At 72.2% G+C, this 18449-nt stretch carries 11 protein-coding genes; 5 read left to right on the top strand and 6 right to left on the bottom strand.

Features of this window, described 5'->3' with window-relative positions; translation table 11 throughout:
• Window positions 1–67 precede the first annotated feature (67 nt).
• Window positions 68–1495, bottom strand: a complete 1428-nt coding sequence (locus tag ACZ7GZ_RS01285) for an MFS transporter (protein WP_471019687.1) — start codon at window positions 1493–1495, stop codon at window positions 68–70.
• A gap of 271 nt (window positions 1496–1766) precedes the next feature.
• Here ACZ7GZ_RS01285 and ACZ7GZ_RS01280 point away from each other — a divergent pair, with 271 nt between their 5' ends.
• Entirely contained in the window at window positions 1767–2657 is an 891-nt protein-coding gene (locus tag ACZ7GZ_RS01280) for a helix-turn-helix transcriptional regulator (RefSeq protein ID WP_471019685.1), read from the top strand.
• Window positions 2658–2873: 216 nt separating this feature from the next.
• Here ACZ7GZ_RS01280 and ACZ7GZ_RS01275 read toward each other — a convergent pair whose 3' ends face one another.
• Window positions 2874–4316 (bottom strand): MFS transporter, encoded by a 1443-nt coding sequence (locus tag ACZ7GZ_RS01275; protein WP_471019682.1) that lies wholly within the window; start codon window positions 4314–4316, stop codon window positions 2874–2876.
• 96 nt (window positions 4317–4412) lie between these two features.
• Entirely contained in the window at window positions 4413–5831 is a 1419-nt protein-coding gene (locus tag ACZ7GZ_RS01270) for an MFS transporter (protein WP_471019681.1), read from the bottom strand.
• A gap of 107 nt (window positions 5832–5938) precedes the next feature.
• On the opposite strand from ACZ7GZ_RS01270, the gene ACZ7GZ_RS01265 reads away from it, so the two are divergent.
• Together ACZ7GZ_RS01265 and dusB are read left to right on the top strand one after the other, a co-directional pair.
• On the top strand, window positions 5939–6814 hold the full coding sequence (locus ACZ7GZ_RS01265; protein WP_471019679.1) for a helix-turn-helix transcriptional regulator: 876 nt from the start codon (window positions 5939–5941) through the stop codon (window positions 6812–6814).
• Window positions 6815–6866: 52 nt separating this feature from the next.
• The gene (gene dusB / locus ACZ7GZ_RS01260) at window positions 6867–7997 is read left to right on the top strand and encodes a tRNA dihydrouridine synthase DusB (RefSeq protein ID WP_471019677.1); all 1131 of its coding nucleotides are present in this window, start codon (window positions 6867–6869) and stop codon (window positions 7995–7997) included.
• Here dusB and ACZ7GZ_RS01255 read toward each other — a convergent pair whose 3' ends face one another.
• From ACZ7GZ_RS01255 to ACZ7GZ_RS01245, 3 genes are all read right to left on the bottom strand, one after another.
• Window positions 7998–9566, bottom strand: a complete 1569-nt coding sequence (locus tag ACZ7GZ_RS01255; RefSeq protein WP_471020171.1) for an alkaline phosphatase family protein — start codon at window positions 9564–9566, stop codon at window positions 7998–8000. It abuts the gene before it with no gap.
• A gap of 343 nt (window positions 9567–9909) precedes the next feature.
• Window positions 9910–11847 (bottom strand): amylo-alpha-1,6-glucosidase, encoded by a 1938-nt coding sequence (locus ACZ7GZ_RS01250; RefSeq protein WP_471019674.1) that lies wholly within the window; start codon window positions 11845–11847, stop codon window positions 9910–9912.
• Complete coding sequence (locus ACZ7GZ_RS01245) at window positions 11844–13454, bottom strand: MGH1-like glycoside hydrolase domain-containing protein (RefSeq protein ID WP_471019671.1); 1611 nt, start codon at window positions 13452–13454, stop codon at window positions 11844–11846. Before ACZ7GZ_RS01245 ends, ACZ7GZ_RS01250 begins: the two co-directional genes overlap by 4 nt.
• 131 nt (window positions 13455–13585) lie before the next feature.
• On the opposite strand from ACZ7GZ_RS01245, the gene ACZ7GZ_RS01240 reads away from it, so the two are divergent.
• Both ACZ7GZ_RS01240 and ppdK read left to right on the top strand, forming a co-directional pair.
• A complete protein-coding gene (locus ACZ7GZ_RS01240; RefSeq protein ID WP_471019669.1) occupies window positions 13586–14806 on the top strand; it encodes an ROK family protein in 1221 nt (406 codons plus the stop codon).
• A gap of 405 nt (window positions 14807–15211) precedes the next feature.
• Window positions 15212–17932 (top strand): pyruvate, phosphate dikinase, encoded by a 2721-nt coding sequence (gene ppdK, locus ACZ7GZ_RS01235; protein ID WP_471019666.1) that lies wholly within the window; start codon window positions 15212–15214, stop codon window positions 17930–17932.
• Window positions 17933–18449 lie beyond the last annotated feature (517 nt).

Genomic DNA, 18449 nt, shown 5'->3' with positions numbered 1-18449 from the left:
AGTGTGCGGCAAGAGCAACGTCAACGGGGGCGGCTTCACCCGGGATTGTCCAAGCCGTGTCCTCGGCTCAGCCGACCTCGCGGGGCAGGCGCAGGCTGAGCAGGCCGGTCAGCGCGATCCCGGCCAGCTGCACCAGCAGCGTGGTGACCAGCGCGTCCCGCATGCCCAGGCTCTCTGAGAGGGTGAGGAACAGGGTGCCGAGCGTGGCCACGCCGAGGGCGAGCGCGGACTGCTGGGTGGTGACCATCACACCGCTGCCGACACCGGCCCGGGCCGGCGGCACCTCCGACATCACGAGCCGCATCACGTTGGGCAGTTGGAGTGCCTGTCCGGCGCCGGCCACGGCCGCACCCGGCAGCAGCGAGCCGACGTCCAGATGCGGCCAGTCCCGCCAGGCGGCCAGCACGATCAGCAGCACGCCCACGCCCTGCACGACGGAACCGGCGGTGACGACCCGGCTGCCGTAGCGGCCGATCAGCCGGGGCCCGGCCAGGGAGACGAACAGGAACGCCACAGCCATCGGTGCGAGGGCCAGCCCGGCCGGCACCGGCCCGAGCCGGGCGCCCTGCTGCAGCGCCAGCGCGATCACGAACATGAACCCGCTGAAGCCGATGGAGAACGGCACCATCAGCACCAGGCCGCGCCGCAGCGAGGCCAGCGCCAGCAGGCTCGGCGGGACCAGCGGGGTCCGGCCCGCCCGGTCGGCCCGCCGCTCCACGGCCCAGAACGCGCCGGCGGCGAACGGGAACGCGCCCAGCGACAGCCACGTCCACAACGGCCAGCCCGCGGCCCGTCCCTCGGTGAGCGGGGCGAGCAGCGTCAGCAGGGACACCGCGAGCAGGAGTGTGCCGGGGCCGTCCACGGGTTCGGGGTGCTGCGAGCGGGTCTCGGGTACGACGCGCACGGCGAGGACGAGACCGAGCACGACCACGGGCACGTTGACGAGGAACACCGACCGCCAGCCGGTCCCGGCGACATCGGCGGCGACGAGCACCCCGCCGAGTATCTGCCCCGTGACCATGGACAGTCCGGCGGTGGCGCCGTACAGGCTCATGGCCTTCGCGCGGCGTGCGCCGTGCGTGGTGGCCTGGATGGTGGCGAGCACCTGCGGCAGCATCGCGGCGGCCGAGGCGCCCTGCGCGACCCGTGCCGCGACCAGGCTCCAGGCGTCGGGGGCCAGCCCGCAGGCCAGCGAGGTCAGTCCGAACGCGGCCATGCCGCCGAGGAACAGCCGGCGCCGCCCGAACAGGTCCCCGAGCCGCCCGCCGAGCACCAGCAGCACGGCGTAGGCGACCCCGTACCCGGCCACGACCAGCTCCAGCACGGCCTCGCCGGCGGCGAGATCGGCGCCCATGGCCGGCAGGGCGACGTTGACGATGAAGAAGTCGACCAGCGGCAGCGCCGCGGCCAGCAGAACGGAGAACAGCCCGAGCCCGCCGAGTGCGGGCGGTGCGGCCGTCGCGGGAACGGCCCGGGTGGTGACGGTTTCACTCATGGCCATGAGCCTGCGCCACCGCCGAGACTGGTACCAGAGTGTCCTGATCCTGGTAGAAGAAGTACCCGGCAACAGGATGAGGGGGCGGGGCCGGGCCGCGCTTCCTCGCGCAGGCGGGCCTTTCCGTGGTATCGGCGTCCGGACAGCTGGACCGGCCGTTGGGTAGGCCGAGCGGCAGCTCTCCTCGACGGCCCAGGCTGGTACCAGGGCGTCCTGATCCTGGTGGAAGGACCACCTGGCAACAGGATGAGGATGCGGGCACCCTGGAGCCATGACGACGACGGCCACCGCCCGGGAGACCACCGCACAGCCGACCCGGGGCTCGGAGATCCGGCGGCACGAGCTGGCCGCGTTCCTGCGCAGCCGCCGCGAGCGCATCGCCCCCGAGCAAGTGGGCCTGCCGCGCGGCGCCCGGCGCCGCACCCCCGGCCTGCGACGGGAGGAGGTCGCGCACCTCTCCGCGGTCGGCGTCACCTGGTACACCTGGCTCGAACAGGCCCGTGACATCCAGGTCTCGGTGCAGGTCCTGGACGCCCTGGCCCGCACCCTGATGCTGGACGCCAGCGAACGCGCCCACCTCTTCCAGCTGGCCGGCGCCGCCGATCCGACCCCCGCGGCGAGCTGTCCGAGCGTCACTTCGGCGCTGCGCGAGATGCTGCGGCAGCTGGAGCCGATCCCGGCCTGCATCCAGAACAGCCGGTACGACATCCTCGCCTACAACCGCACCTACGGCCGCCTCCTGTGCGACCTGGACGCGCTGCCGGCGGAGGACCGCAACTGCATGGTCCTCGTGTACACGAACACGGAGTGGCAGGCGTCGGTCGTGCATCTGGAGGAGACCCAGCGCCTGATGGCCGCCCGGCTGCGCGCGTCCCTGGCCGGCCACCTCGGCGAGCCGGCCTGGAAGATGCTGCTGAAACGGCTGGAGGAGTCCCCGAAGTTCCGCGCGAACTGGGAGCGTTACGAGGTGATGGGCGTCCGCTCCAAGACCAAGGAGTTCCTCAACTCCCATGTCGGTCACCTCAAGCTGGAGCACACGGACCTGTGGCTGGGCCCCGAACTGGGCGCCCGCATGGTGACGTACTCCCCGGCCGACGAGGAGTCCCGCGAGAGGCTGGAGAGGCTGTACGACATCGCCCTCGGCACCGCGGCCGGGGTCTGAGCCGCCCTCGGCACCGCGGCCGGGGTCTGAGAGGCAGAGGGGGAGGCGGGGGGCGCTGCCCCGCAAGGAGCCCGCCGCATCGCCGTCGACGGCACGGCCTACCGCCGGCGCCAGTGTCACCGGCCGGCCTCTGCCGGGTTCCGGCCCGTGCGCCGTGCGCGTTCGCCGTCGAGCACGCGGACCCCACGGCCGACACCGCCCGCCCGGACGGGCGCGTCAGGACGCTCCGACCGGCTGGCGGATCTCCGTCGACTCCAGCTTCTCGGCTGTGCGTTCCGCGGTGCGGTGGGCCCAGTGGCCGCTGGTGAGGAGGCCGAGGAGGAGGACGGCCAGGCCGCAGGCGGTGAGGATCCACCAGCCGGGGCGGGCCGCCGAGACGAACACGGACTTGTACGACGACGTGCCGATACCGGAGGCCAGGACCGCGCCGACCACCGCGACGCCGAGGGTCTGGCCCAGCTGCCGGCTCGTGGAGGCGACCGCGGCGGCGACCCCGGCCTGGGCGCGCGGCATGCCGGAGACGGCCGTGTTGGTGATCGGGGCGTTCACGAAGCCGAAGCCGATGCCGAAGAGGACGTAGCCGACGAGGAGGGTGGCGTTGGACGTCTCCGCCTCGAAGGCCGCGAAGAGGACGCAGCTCGCCGTCATCGCCGTACCGGCCACCAGGAGGGGCAGGCGCGGGCCGCGGCTGCCCACCAGACGGCCGGACAGGGGCGCGCACAGGAACGTCGGCGCGGCCATCGGCAGCATCCACAGGCCCGCGTGCAGGGCGTCCAGGTCGCGGACGTTCTGCAGGTAGAGCGTGGACAGGAACAGGAAGCCGCCCAGCGCCGCGAACGCGCTGACCGCGATCACCGTGGCGCCGCTGAACGGAGCCGAGCGGAAGAAGCGCAGGTCGATGAGGGGCTCGGGGCGCCGGGGCTCGTACCGGAGCAGGCCGAGGAGGGCCACGAAGGCGATCGCCATGAACGGAGCCACCGCGGTCCAGCCGGCGTCCGGGGCCGCGATGATCGCGTACGTCAGCGAGCCGAACAGGGCGATGACCAGCAGCTGGCCGACCGGATCGGGGCGGCGTGCCTTCGGTGCGCGGGACTCCGGGACGAAGCGGAGGGTGAGGAGGAGGGCGGCGAGACCGACCGGGAGGTTGACCCAGAAGATCGCGCGCCAGCCCACCGACTGGACGAGGAGGCCGCCCACCAGCGGGCCCGCCGCCATCGAGATGCCGACCACCGCACCCCACGCGCCGATCGCGCGGGCGCGCTCACGGGCGTCGGTGAAGGTGTTGGTGATGATCGACATGGCGACCGGGTTGAGCATCGAGCCGCCGATCGCCTGCACCATGCGGAACACCACCAGCAGGGTCAGGGTCGGCGCGAGGGAGCACAGCAGTGAGCCGGCGGAGAAGACCACCAGACCGGCCATGAAGACCCGCTTGCGGCCGATGCGGTCGGCCGTCGAGCCCGCGAGCATCAGGAGCGAGGCGAGCACCAGCGTGTAGGCGTCCAGGGTCCACTGCAGGCCGGAGGTGGTGGCGTGCAGGTCGCGCTGCATGGAGGGCAGTGCCACGTTCAGCACGGTGTTGTCCAGGCTCACGATCAGCAGGCTCATACAGCAGATCGCGAGCACCAGCAGACGGCGGTGGTGGGTCAACTCGGGCATGGATGCGATCGTACGCCTATGTCGATAGTGCGTCTAACTAATAGTGTGCCTAATTAATGCGCACTACACGATCATCGTGGGGACTCCTGGCCGCGGCTATCCCAGTACCCGGGGCAGCCGCAGGCCAAGCCACCCCAGCCCCAGCAATCCCGCCGCCTGCACCGCCAGCACCACCGCCAGCGCCTGACGCATGCCGAGACCGGGAACGAGGGACAGGAACAGCGAACCGAGCGTCGCCACCCCGACCGCCAGGCACGACTGCTGCAGCGTGGCCGCGAGCCCACTGCCCGCACCCGCCAGCCGCGCCGGGATCGCCGCCAGCAGGATCCGGTAGTAGAGCGGCAGCTGCAGGCCCTGGCCCAGCCCGCACAGCACCAGGCCGGGGGAGAGCGCGAGCGGGCTCAGACGGGGCCAGGGGCCCAGGAGCGCGGTCGCCGTCACCGTCACCAGACCCACGATGTGCACCGCCGCGGCCAGCGTCACCGTCCGCCCGCCGAACCGCCGCGCGGCACGCGGCGCCAGCATCGACGCGGCGAACTGCGCCACCCCCATCGGCACCAGCGTCAGCCCCGCCCGCAGGGCCCCGTACCTCAGGCCCTGCTGCAGGGTCACCGCGCTCACGAACATCCAGCCGGCGAAGCCGACGAACACCGGCAGCCCCAGCAGCAGGCCCCGGCGGACCTCCGGGGCGGTGAGCAGGGACGGCGGCAGCAACGGGCTGGCGCCGGCCCGCTCGCCGTGCCGCTCCACGCCGTAGAACCCCGCCGCGAGCAGCGGCGCCGCGCACAGCAGCAGCACCGACCACAGCGGCCAGCCCGCCGCCCGGCCCTCGGTCAGCGGCAGCAGCAGCGCGATCAGCGCGGCCGCCAGGAGCGCCGTACCGGCGAGGTCACCGCGCGCGGGCCGCTCGGCCCGGCTGTCCGGTACCGACCGCAGCGCACAGACCAGGGCGGCGACGGCCACCGGCACGTTCACCAGGAACACCGCGCGCCAGCCGGTGCCCGCCGGATCCGCGGCGACCAGCACCCCGCCCAGCACCTGCCCGAGCACGACGGACACCCCGCCGACCGAGCCGTACAGGGCGACCGCCCGGGCCCGCCGCTCACCGGACGTCGTCGCGTGGATGGTGGCCAGCACCTGCGGCAGCAGTGCCGCCGACGCGGCGCCCTGCGCGGCCCGCGCCGCCACCAGCCACCAGGCGTCCGGCGCGAGCCCGCAGGCCAGCGAGGTCAGCCCGAAGGCGGCCACGCCCCACAGGAACATCCGCCGCCGGCCGTAGGTGTCGCCGAGCCGGCCGCCGAGGACCAGCAGCACGGCGTACGCCACCGCGTAACCGGCCACCACCATCTCCAGCGTGGCCGCCGGGGCGTGCAGATCGTCCTCGATCGTCGGCAGGGCGACGTTGACGACGAAGAAGTCGATCATCGGCAGCGCGGTCCCGAGAAGGAGCGTGAGGAGGCCGAGGGCAGTGAGGCCGCGGGGCGGGGCTGCCGTCCGCAGAGAGGTCGTCGTCATGGTCACGCCCCGACTCTCCGGCAGCTCCCAGCCGGGTACCAGGCGGTGGTCATCCAGGTACCGGCACCAACTGGAATCCGGGTACGACGGGACGGCACCCTTGGCGCATGACCATCGCAGCGCCGGAACACCGCACGGAACAGCCCAGGGCGCAGCACATCCGGCGCCGGGAACTGGCCGCCTTCCTGCGCAGCCGCCGCGAGCGCGTCACCCCGGAGCAGGTCGGCCTGCCGCGCGGCCCGCGCAGGCGCACCCCCGGCCTGCGCCGCGAGGAGGTCGCCCAGCTCTCCGCCGTCGGCGTCACCTGGTACACGTGGATCGAGCAGGCCCGCGCCACCCATGTCTCCGCGCAGGTACTGGACGCCGTCGCCCGCGCCCTGCTCATGGACCCGACCGAGCGCGCCCACCTCTTCGCCCTCGCCGGGACCGCGGACCCGCGCATCGACCCCGAGTGCCCGGTCGTCCCCGCATCCGCGCGGAAGGTCGTCGAACGGCTCGCGCCCTACCCCGCCTCCCTGCAGAACGCCCGCTACGACGTCCTCGCCGCCAACCGCCCCTTCGCCCAGCTCTTCGGCGACCTCGCCGAGCTGCCCGTGGCCGACCGGAACTGTCTGTGGCTGCTGACCACCAGCGAGCGCTGGAAGCGGGACTTCCTCGACCGGGACGAGATGCTGCGCGACCTGATCGCCAAGTACCGGGTGGCCATGGCGGAGCACGTGGCCGAGCCCGTGTGGAAGGAGCACCGGGACCGGCTGCTGGCGGCCTCCGAGGAGTTCCGCGCGCTGTGGGAACGGCACGAGGTCGCGCCGCTGTCCCCGCACGTCAAGCGGTACCGGCACCCGGTGGTCGGCCTGGTCCGCCTGGAGCACCGCACCATGTGGCTGGCCCCGCAGTCACCGGCCCACCGGGTGATCGCGTACATCCCCGCCGACGAGGAGACCGAGCAGCGGCTGGAGCGGCTGGCGGAGCTGGCGGACGCGTGAGGGACAATGGGGGTTCGCCCCTGTGCCGTAGATCCGTCCCGGAGCCCTGACGATGACCCACCCGCTCTCCATCGGCCCGCACGCCGTCGTACCGCCCGTCGTGCTCGCACCCATGGCGGGGATCACCAACGCGCCCTTCCGCACCCTGTGCCGGGAGTTCAGCGGCGGCAAGGGCCTGTTCGTGAGCGAGATGATCACGACCCGGGCGCTGGTCGAGCGCAACGAGAAGACCATGCAGCTGATCAGGTTCGACGCGAGCGAGCAGCCGCGCTCGATCCAGCTGTACGGGGTCGACCCGGCGACGGTCGGCAAGGCCGTCCGCATGATCGCGGAGGAGGACCTCGCCGACCACATCGACCTGAACTTCGGCTGCCCGGTCCCGAAGGTCACCAGGAAGGGCGGCGGCTCGGCCCTCCCGTACAAGCGGAACCTGCTGCGGGCGATCCTGCGCGAGGCCGTCTCCGGCGCCGGTGACCTGCCGGTGACGATGAAGATGCGCAAGGGCATCGACGACGCTCACATCACCTACCTCGACGCCGGCCGTATCGCCGTCGAGGAGGGCGTCACGGCGATCGCGCTGCACGGTCGTACGGCCGCCCAGCACTACGGCGGCACCGCCGACTGGGAGGCGATCGCCCGGCTGAAGGAGCATGTGCCGGAGATTCCGGTGCTCGGCAACGGCGACATCTGGTCGGCCGAGGACGCCCTGCGGATGGTCCGCGAGACCGGGTGCGACGGGGTGGTCGTCGGGCGCGGGTGCCTGGGGCGGCCGTGGCTGTTCGCGGACCTCGTGGCGGCCTTCGAGGGGCGTACGTCCTTCGCACGCCCGGCCCTGCGCGAGGTGGCCGACGTCATGGTCCGGCACGCCACCCTCCTCGGCGAGTGGATCGGCGACGAGTCCAAGGGCGTCGTCGACTTCCGCAAGCACGTCGCCTGGTACCTGAAGGGCTTCGCGGTCGGCTCGGAGATGCGCAAGCGGCTCGCGATCACGTCCTCGCTGGCGGAGCTGCGGGCGGGGCTGGACGAGCTGGACCTCGACCAGCCGTGGCCGTCCGGCGCGGACGGGCCCCGCGGCCGTACGTCCGGCAACAACCGGGTGGTGCTGCCGGACGGCTGGCTGAAGGACCCGTACGACTGCGCGGGCGTGAGCGAGGACGCGGAGCTGGACACCTCCGGCGGCTGATCAGCCCTTCTTCGGGTGCGGGGTCGAGCCGTATGCCGTCAGGAAGCGGTCGCGGAACGCGCTCATCTTCCAGACCGGGGCGTTGTGGGCCGGGCGCAGGCCGTCCGTCCACCCCCACCCGGCGAGCTTGTCCAGCACCTTCGGGTCCTTGGCGACGATCGAGACCGGCACGTCACGGCTGGCGTGGTTGCCGCTGACCCGGGCGATCGGCTGGTGGTCGCCGAGGAAGACCAGCACCGTGTCCTTGGAGCCGTAGCGCTCCAGCCACTGGGTCAGCGCGGTCACCGAGTACTGGATCGACTTGCCGTACTCCTGGCGGGACTTGGTGGTGTCCGCTATGACGTCGGCCGGCTTGTTGCCCGTGGCCTGGATGCCCTTGAAGACCGAGCCGTCGCCCAGCTGGTCCCAGCCGACCATCTTCGGGATCGGCGCCCAGGGCTGATGGCTGGAGGTGAGGATCAGCAGGGACATGCGCGCCTTGCCGTCGGCGGGTTTCCTGCTGTGCACCCGGTCCTGGTACTGCTGCAGCGCGTACTGGTCGGGCATGGTGGACCAGCTGAACTTCGGTCCCTTGTAGCCGAGTTCGAAGGCGTTGTAGACCTTGTCGAGGCCGTACCACTTCTGCTCCGGCCACGCCTTCTGGACACCCGGCATGACCCCGACCGTGTCGAACGCGCCGGTCTTCTTGAACGCCTCGGTGAGGCTGAGGTGGTCGCTGGCCATGACCGTGCGGTAGCGCTGCTGGTTGCTGATCCACAGGCCGGACATGGTGGTGGAGTGACCGAGCCAGCTGCTGCCGCCGTAGGTCGCCGAGGTCAGCCAGCCGCTCTTGGCATGGAACCCGGCCTTGGCCAGCGCCTTGGTGCGGGCGTCGAGCGTGCCGTCCACACCGGGCGCCATGATCGGGTCCTCGATCGCGCTGCGGCCGTAACTCTCGATGAACGTGAAGACCATGTCCTTGCCGCGCAGATCCGGGACCAGCTGGCTGCCCGGGGTGTTGCCGAAGGCGTCGACCCTGGCCACCTTCCGGAACTCCGCCTCGTCCTTGAGGGTGTCGGAGATGCGCCGGGCCTGGGTCTTCAGCGCCGTGGCGGTGGTGTCGGAGGCGACCGGCACGCCGGAGACCTGCAGGCCGAGCGAGGTGCAGGTGATCCAGACGACGCCCGCGACCAGCGTGCCCCGGGTCGCGACACCGGGGTGCCGGGCGAGCAGGTTGCTCAGCCGGACCATGGCCAGCGCCAGCAGCACGCACAGCAGCAGGACCGCCGCGATCACACCGGCCACGGCGGCGAGGGTCTCCGTACGGCCCAGGGAGTCCTCCAGATACGACTCCGCGTCACCGAACAGGCTCCAGTCGAGGATCACGTTGAAGGGGCGGCCGAGGTACTGGTTGAAGCCCATGTCGAGCGCGTTCAGCACCGTCATCGCGGCCAGCGCCACGCCGGACACGGCAGCCAGCACCACCCGTGGCCGGCGCGGCAGCGCGAGCATCACCGCCGCGCCGATGACGGCTTCGGCCGGTAGACGGAAGAACTTCCCGGGCCCCAGCCGCACAACCGAGTCCGGCATCACGAGCGCGGCGACGACGAGCGCGGCGGCGAGCACGGTCACGGTGACGGACACGGCTCGGGTGGCCGTGGGATGAGCCTCGCGCCACCGCCGAACGCGCGCCGACAGGGCGGTCCAGGGGCGCCGGAGGGGCCGGGGGCCGGGCAGGGGGGCCGGGGAGTGCTCCGGCCCGCCCTCTTCGCCTTCCGCTACGGCTGATTCGCGCGTGCTCACGTCCTGAGACAACCCGGCGTCCTTCCCTGCGAGACCGATCCGCCCTCCCGTACGGCGACTCCCCGGCCCCTGTTCAGGGCACTAAGCAAACACCGGGCAAATAGCGCCCCCCGACGACACCCCGACGGCCCTAGACCCCGCCCACCGCCGTCAACAGAGCAAGCGGTGCCGCAGCCGACCGGCTCTCCCGCACACACGCATGCGGATACGGCACCGGCTCCGGATGCGTGTCCCGGCCGTACCCCGCCAGCACCTCCGGCAACCGGTACCCCGCCACCGCCGCCGCATCCACCAGCGCATGCGCCACCGCCCGGGCCTCGTCGTGCAGCCCGTACCGCGCAAGCCCCAACGTGATCAACGCGTTGTCATGGGGCCACACAGAGCCCCGGTGATACGACAGCGGGTGGTACGCCGCCTGCCCCGCGGCCAGCGTCCGCACCCCCCACCCGGAGAAGAAGTCCGGCTCCAGCAGCCGTCGGCCCACCACCTCGCCGTACTCCTTGTCCAGCAGCCCGGACCACAGCAGATGCCCGGCGTCGGAGGCCAGCGCGTCGATCTGGTGGCCCTCCCCGTCCAGCGCGAGCGCCGGGAAGGAGTGCTCCTCCATCCAGAAGTCCCGCTGGAAACGGTCCCGGAGATCGGCCGCCGCCTGCTCCAGCAGGGCCGCGTACGTCTCGTCGCCCCACGCCGAGCGCGCCAGCCACGCCCCGCGGCGCAGCGCGTCGTACGCGTAGCCCTGCGCGCCCGCCGCCATCACGGCGCCGGTGGGCCGGCTGCCGTCGGCGCAGCAGATCGCGCCGGGGGAGTCCTTCCAGTTCTGGTTGGCGAGGCCGCCCTCGTCGGCGCGGTAGACGAGGTAGCCGCGCGAGGTCAGGCCGCCGTGGTCGAGCATCCAGCCGATGGCGGCCCGGGCGTGGGGCTCCAGCCGGCGGGCCGGTCCGGTGTCCCCGGTCTGCTCGGTGTACGCGCCGAGCAGGACCAGGAACAGCGGGGTCGCGTCGACCGAGCCGTAGTACCGCCGGAACGGCACCTGCCCGAAGTGCGCCAGCTCGCCGTGCCGTACCTCGTGGACGATCTTGCCGGGCTGGGCGACCGGGGACAGGCCGGCGCCGGTCGCCTGGGTCGCGGCGAGGGCGGGCAGCGTGGCGGCGGCCAGTTCCGGGCGGTACGGCAGCGCGAACAGGGAGGTGAGCAGGGCGTCCCGGCCGAGGAGGGCGAGGAACCAGGGGGCGCCGCCGGACGGGACGCGCAGTTCCTCGCCGTCCGGTCCGGTGGCCGGCACCTGGAGCGCGGCCAGGTCGGCGAGGCCCCGCGCGCAGGCCTCCGCCAGCTCCGGCCAGCCGGTGGGGAAGGCCACACCCTCCATGAACTCCGCTTCCGCACTGCGGAGTTGTTCGTTCACAGCCGCGGGATCGCGGGGCACGCGCAGGGCGCGCCGCTCACCGTGCGGCCGGGCGATGACGCGCAGCACCAGCTCGGCCGTGCCGTGCGGCGCCAGGGCGAGGGTCCACACCAGGCGGCGGGCGCCGGTGCCGGTCTCCTCCACGGCGTCGGGGGCGGGGTCGGCCGTGATGGTCGTACAGGACCGCCATTCGGCGCGGCGGTACGTGAACTCGATGCCGTCGTCGAGGACTTCGCGGGAGCGTACGGCGCCCGCCTTGGCGTAGGTGCGGTGGTCGGAGCGCAGCTCGAACTGGTCGGTGAAGTCGGCGTCGGCGGTGATGGCGAGGCGGACCGTCGTCGGCACCGGACGGTTGCTGGTCACCCGGAGCGATTCGACGAAGGAGCTGTCGCCCACGGCCTGCCGGCGGAAGAGCGTGTGCGCGGGGGGTTCCTGCCGGCCGCCGCGCGGGACCAGCACACAGCGGGCCGCGTCGGCGTCGGCGACCGGGGTGAGCACCTCGGGCACGGCGCCGTCGACGGTGAGCTGCCAGCGGCTGAGGTGCCGGGCGTCCCGTACGAACAAGCCGTCCGGGGAGCCGCTGCCCCGGACCCCGCTGATGTCGCCCCGGTCGCCCACGGCGGCGAACGTCGTCCCGTGCACGAGCAGATGATGCCGGTCCGTCATCCCCGGTCGCCTCCTTCGTCTTTTCTGTCGAACGTGCCGGTGGCCGGCTTGGACACGCCCTCGCGGGCGCCCTTGAGAAGCTCTTGGTGCAGCTCGTGGTGCAGGTCGAGGGCGAGCGCGGCGGTCCAGCCGAAGCCGGTCGCACCGCAGGCCTCACCGGTGCGGGGGTCGACGTACTCCGCGAAACCGGTGGCTTCGGCGAGGTGCAGCACGGCCGCGCGCAGGGCGTCGGCCCGCTCCCGCTCGCCGTGCACGCGCAGGCCCCGCTCCAGCAGCCAGCTCGTGTTGAACCAGGCCGGGCCGCGCCAGTACCGGTGCGGGTCGAAGGCCTCGCCGAGGAGGTCGTAGCTGGGCACGAGCCGGGTGCGGTCGCCGAGCCCGAAGTGCGGTCCGCACAGGGTGCGGACGAGCGCGGCGGCGATCTCGCGCGGCAGGCCGGGGAGGAGGAGCGGCACCAGACCGGAGACACTCCGCTCGCGGATCAGACCGAAGGTGCCCGGTGCGGAGGCCGGTCCGGGGCCGTGTGCTTGTGGGGCCGGTCGGGGGCCGTGTGCTTCCGGGGCCGGTCCGGGGCCGTGTGGCCGCCGGGCCGGCCCCGGGCCGTCGCCCGGGCCGGCTCCCGCGCGGACCGGGCTCCCGTCCCGCGCGGCGGCCCGCAGGTCCCGGCACAGGAACATGCCCTCCGCCGGGTCCCACAGCCGCTCCACCAGCGCCGCCGTCAGCCGTTCGGCGCGCGCGTGCCGGGCGGTGCCGGCCGCGCCCAGCTCCTCGGCGATCCGGGCCAGCGCGTGTTCGGAGGCGATGAGCAGGGCGTTGAAAGCGGGGTCCTCGACGGTGAACTCCCCGCCGCGATCGGCGTACCCCGCGTCCCGGTAGTCGGCGGCCAGCCGCACGTACCGTCCGTAGTCCAGATCCGTCGGCCGGTCCTCGGGCGCGCCGTGGTCGAGGTCGGCGCGCCGGAAGGAGCGGGCCGGGGCGGGCGTGACCCGGGCGAGCGGGGCGTCCCAGCAGGGGCTGTTGTCCATGCCCTGCTCCCACGGGTGGACGACCGACACCAGCCCCGCGCCGCCCAGGTCCCGCCGGTGCAGCAGATAGCGGTGCCAGGCGGCCAGGCGCGGGTAGACCCGGGCCAGGAAGCCGCGCGCCCGGGACAGACCGGGGTCGGCGCGGTGCACCAGCCAGGCCGCCAGCGCGTGCACCGGTGGCTGCACGATGCCCGACGTCTGTACGGTGCGCGGGGCGCCGGCCGTGCGGCCGGCGGTGACGGAGCGCCAGAAGTCGGGGCTGGGGAAGTAGGCGTCGAGCGGTACGGAGGGATTGAACACGATGTGCGGGACGCGCCCGTCGGCCCACTGGGCGGCGAGCAGCGTCTCCAGCTCGGTCTGGGCCCGCAGCGGTGCGAGGTGCCGGAGTCCGATCGCGATGAATGCGCTGTCCCAGGACCACTGGTGCGGATACAGGTTCCGGGAGGGGACCGTGGAGCGGCCCGTCCAGTTCGCGTCGAGCACCCGGGCCGCCGCGACGCGCAGCGACGTGCCGGGGGCCGGGGGGCCGTATGCGCTCTCGTACTCCGTGGGACGGGCGGTGAGCTGCGTGCTGCGATCCACTCGGGGCTCCCCGAAGACGAAGACACCCGGCCGGCCCGGCCGGGTTCGGTGGCAACGACCGTAGAGTTACGTCTATTTAACACGCAAAACTCACTATGTAATGCAGACTTGGGAAACACAAGGGGGTGCGCATGACCGGACGTCCGGGAAGGACCGTCAGAGCCGGCGGCCAGGCCGGCGCAGGAGAACTGCTCGAACTGGTGCGCACCGGGCGGGCCGTGACACGCGGTGCTCTCCAGCAGGCGACCGGACTGTCCCGCGCGACCGTCGGCCAGCGCCTGGACCGGCTGTTCCGGGCCGGCTGGCTGCGCGAGGGCGCCGGCGGCCCGGTCGGCTCGCCGCTCGGCGGCCGCCCCTCCATCACCCTGGAGTTCGACGGCTCCCATGCCGTCGTCCTCTCCGGTGACCTGGACACCCGGCACGCCCGCGTGGCCGTCCTCACGCTGACCGGCGACATCCTCGCCGAACACTCGGGGACCCTGGTCGTCGAGGAAGGACCGGAGGCCGTGCTCGGTGAACTCGGCTACCGGTTCGCCGAGTTGCTGGAGAAGGCGGGCCATGCGGCGGCGGACGTCTGCGGCATCGGACTCGCCGTTCCCGGCCCGGTGGACAGCGGGACCGGCCGGGTGGTGCAGCCGCCGATGATGCCGGGCTGGGACGGCTACGACATACGCGGCCGCCTCTCCCGCGCCTTCACCGAGCACACCGGAACCGGCCCGGTCCCCGTCCTCGTGGACAACGACGCCAACCTGATGGCCTACGGCGAACAACGCGCCGGGCACCCCGACTGCGCGGCCTTCGTACTGGTCAAGGTGTCCACGGGCATCGGCGCCGGGGTGGTCGTGGACGGCGCGATCTACCGGGGGATCGACGGCGGCGCGGGCGACATCGGGCACATCCGGGTCGGCACGGACGCGCTGTGCCGCTGCGGTTCGTACGGCTGTCTCGCCGCCGTCGCGAGCGGGGGTGCCGTGGCCCGGCGGCTGGCGGACAGCGGGGTGCCGGCCGCCTCCGGCGCGGACGTACGGGACCTGCTGGCCGCCGGGCACCCGGGGGCGGCGGCGCTGGCCCGGGAGGCGGGCCGGCAGGTCGGGGACGTCCTGGCCACCGTCGTCACCCTGCTCAACCCGGGCGTGCTGATGATCGCGGGCGATCTGGCCGGGACCCCCTTCCTCACCGGGGTGCGCGAGCTGCTCTACCAGCGGGCGCTGCCGCGCTCCACGGCCCACCTCGACGTCGTCACCTCCCGGCTGGGGGAGCGGGCGGCGCTCATCGGAGCGGGTGCGCTGGTCGTGGAACACCTCTACGCGCCGGAGCGGGTCGAGGAGCGGCTGCTGGCGCTGGGCGTGTGACGTCGGTTTTTTCGCCCTGACCAGCGTCCGCATGGTGAAATGCGGCGCACTGTGGCAGCGTGATTCTCGCCACCCTTGATAAGGGTTGCGCTCAGATGAGCGGATCTTGGGCGACTGCACTTCTCCAAAGGGTGGCACTCGGTGCCACCCGCCGATCGTTCATCGACCGAAATCAGGCGTGCCGAGGGCCGCTCATCTGAGCGGAAAAGCCGCTCTTGGGAGGTGTATGCGTTCAAGAAGTGAAAACATGCGCCTGTCTCGGCTTGCCAAGCTTTGACTTTCGATCCGCTGGCGGACGAGTGGTTACAGGCGTATGACGCGCAAGTGGACGTACCCATGCGCCTTCGATCTGGGTATGTTCCTGGCCGTCAGGGCAGCCACCGTGGCCTCAAGGAGTCGAGACCCGTGTCGGAAAACAAAGAACCCCACGTAGTGAAGTTCGTTTACGACTTCACCGAGGGCAACAAGGACCTCAAGGACCTCCTCGGCGGCAAGGGCGCCAACCTCGCCGAGATGACCAACCTCGGTCTGCCGGTCCCTCCCGGCTTCACCATCACCACCGAGGCCTGCAAGGTCTACCTGGAGAGCGGTGCGGAGCCCGCGGCACTGCGTGACGAGGTGAGTGCGCACCTCGACGCCCTCGAGTCCCGCATGGGCAAGAAGCTCGGCCAGCCCGACAACCCCCTGCTGGTCTCGGTCCGCTCGGGCGCCAAGTTCTCCATGCCCGGCATGATGGACACGGTCCTGAACATCGGCCTCTCCGACAAGTCGGTGCAGGGCCTGGCCAAGCAGGCCGGCGACGACCGCTTCGCCTGGGACTCCTACCGCCGCCTGATCCAGATGTTCGGCAAGACCGTCCTCGGCGTCGACGGCGACCTCTTCGAGGAGGCCCTCGACAAGGCGAAGGAGGCCAAGAAGGTCACGGTCGACACCGACCTGGAGGCCGCCGACCTGAAGAAGCTGGTCACCACCTTCAAGAAGATCGTCAAGAAGGAGGCGGGCCGGGACTTCCCGCAGGACCCGCGCGAGCAGATGGACCTCGCCATCAAGGCGGTCTTCGACTCGTGGAACGGCGACCGCGCCAAGCTCTACCGCCGCCAGGAGCGCATCCCGCACGACCTCGGTACCGCCGTCAACGTCTGCTCGATGGTCTTCGGCAACCTGGGCCCGGACTCCGGCACCGGCGTGGCCTTCACCCGTGACCCCGCCTCCGGCCACCAGGGCGTCTACGGCGACTACCTGCAGAACGCCCAGGGCGAGGACGTGGTCGCGGGCATCCGCAACACCGTCCCGCTCGCGGAGCTGGAGTCGATCGACAAGAAGTCGTACGACCAGCTCATGCAGATCATGGAGACCCTGGAGAACCACTACAAGGATCTCTGCGACATCGAGTTCACCATCGAGCGCGGTCAGCTCTGGATGCTCCAGACCCGCGTCGGCAAGCGCACGGCGGGCGCGGCCTTCCGCATCGCGACCCAGCTGGTCGACCAGGGCCTGATCGACGAGACGGAGGCGCTCCAGCGCGTCACCGGCGCCCAGCTGGCCCAGCTGATGTTCCCGCGCTTCGACGAGCAGGCGAAGGTCGACAAGGTCGCGCGCGGCATCGCCGCATCCCCTGGCGCCGCGGTGGGCAGGGCGGTCTTCGACTCCTACACCGCCGTCAAGTGGTCTCGCTCGGGCGAGAAGGTCATCCTGGTCCGCCGTGAGACGAACCCGGACGACCTGGACGGCATGATCGCGGCGGAGGGCATCCTCACCTCGCGCGGCGGCAAGACGTCCCACGCGGCCGTGGTCGCGCGCGGCATGGGCAAGACCTGTGTCTGCGGCGCCGAGGAGCTGGAGGTCGACACCAAGCGCCGCAGGATGACCGTCCCCGGCGGCCACGTCGTGGAAGAGGGCGACCTGATCTCCATCGACGGCTCGTCCGGCAAGGTCTACCTGGGCGAGGTCCCGGTCGTCCCGTCCCCGGTCGTGGAGTACTTCGAGGGCCGCATGCATCCCGGTGCCGACGACGCTGACGAGCTGGTCGAGGCGGTCCACCGCATGATGGCCTTCGCCGACCGCAAGCGCCGCCTGCGGGTGCGCGCCAACGCCGACAACGCGGAAGACGCCCTGCGCGCCCGCCGCTTCGGCGCCCAGGGCATCGGCCTGTGCCGCACGGAGCACATGTTCCTCGGCGAGCGCCGCGAGATGGTCGAGAAGCTGATCCTCGCCGACACCGAGGAGGAGCGCGAGGCGGCCCTGCGGGAGCTGCTGCCGCTGCAGAAGAAGGACTTCGTCGAACTGTTCGAGGCGATGGACGGCCTTCCGGTGACGGTCCGTCTCCTCGACCCCCCGCTGCACGAGTTCCTCCCCGACATCACGGAACTCTCGGTCCGCGTGGCCCTGGCCGAGTCCCGCCAGGAGCCGCACGAGAACGAGCTGCGCCTGCTCCAGGCGGTGCACCGTCTGCACGAGCAGAACCCGATGCTGGGTCTGCGCGGTGTACGCCTGGGTCTCGTCATCCCCGGCCTGTTCACGATGCAGGTCCGCGCGATCGCCGAGGCCGCCGCGTCCCGCAAGTCGGCGAAGGGCGACCCGCGCGCGGAGATCATGATCCCGCTCGTCGGTACGGTCCAGGAGCTGGAGATCGTCCGCGATGAGGCCGACAAGGTCATCGCGGAGGTCGAGGCGGCGACGGGCACGCAGCTCAAGCTCGCCATCGGCACGATGATCGAACTCCCGCGGGCGGCCCTGACGGCCGGCCAGATCGCCGAGGCGGCGGAGTTCTTCTCCTTCGGCACGAACGACCTGACGCAGACGGTGTGGGGCTTCAGCCGGGACGACGTCGAGGCGTCCTTCTTCACGGCGTACCTGGAAAAGGGAATCTTCGGCGTCTCCCCCTTCGAGACGATCGACAAGGACGGCGTGGGTTCCCTGGTGAAGTCGGCGGCGGAGGCGGGCCGCCGCACCCGCCCCGACCTGAAGCTCGGCGTCTGCGGCGAGCACGGCGGTGACCCCGAGTCCGTCCACTTCTTCCACGAGGTCGGCCTGGACTACGTCTCCTGCTCCCCGTTCCGTATCCCGGTCGCCCGCCTGGAGGCGGGCCGCGCGGCGACGAACTCGGCGGGCAGCGACCACCGCTAGGCCCTCCGGGCCACTTGACCCCGGAGCCGCCGCTGGTCCCCGACCCTCACCGATCGGCGGCGGCTCCGGCGCACGAAGGAGAGGCGGCACCCTGTGCGGGGGTGCCGCCTCTCCGTGCATCGTCTGCGGCGAGTGTCAAGCTACGTCGCTGACCAGGCAATGTGGTGCTTGTTGGCGTTGGTTGCCGTTGGACCGGTCCGAAGCCGTTGTGCCCTCCAGGTGCGGTGTCGTCACCGCCCACCTGAGCGAAGACATGATCCGCATCCTCCACGGCCGAGAACTGATCACCACTCTCCGCCGCGTGACCAGGAAGGAGGTGGCGGTCCGCAAGTCCGGCGAACACAACCGCCGGAAGATCGTCTAGGCCAGACGTCAAGCATCACCCGATCCCGACCCGTACGCGCCCCCGGCTGACCTGCCGCGTGAACCTACACGGACGCCCCCGTACGCAGCACGTGCCCAGGCGCTGATGTCCGGCGGCAGGCACTTCGCGCTCGGGTGCTGGGTGCCGAAGATG

The sequence above is a fragment of the Streptomyces sp. NPDC037288 genome (genome assembly GCF_055603265.1).
Note: the sequence above shows the minus strand (reverse complement) of the source record. Positions and strands in the feature narration are given on the sequence as shown.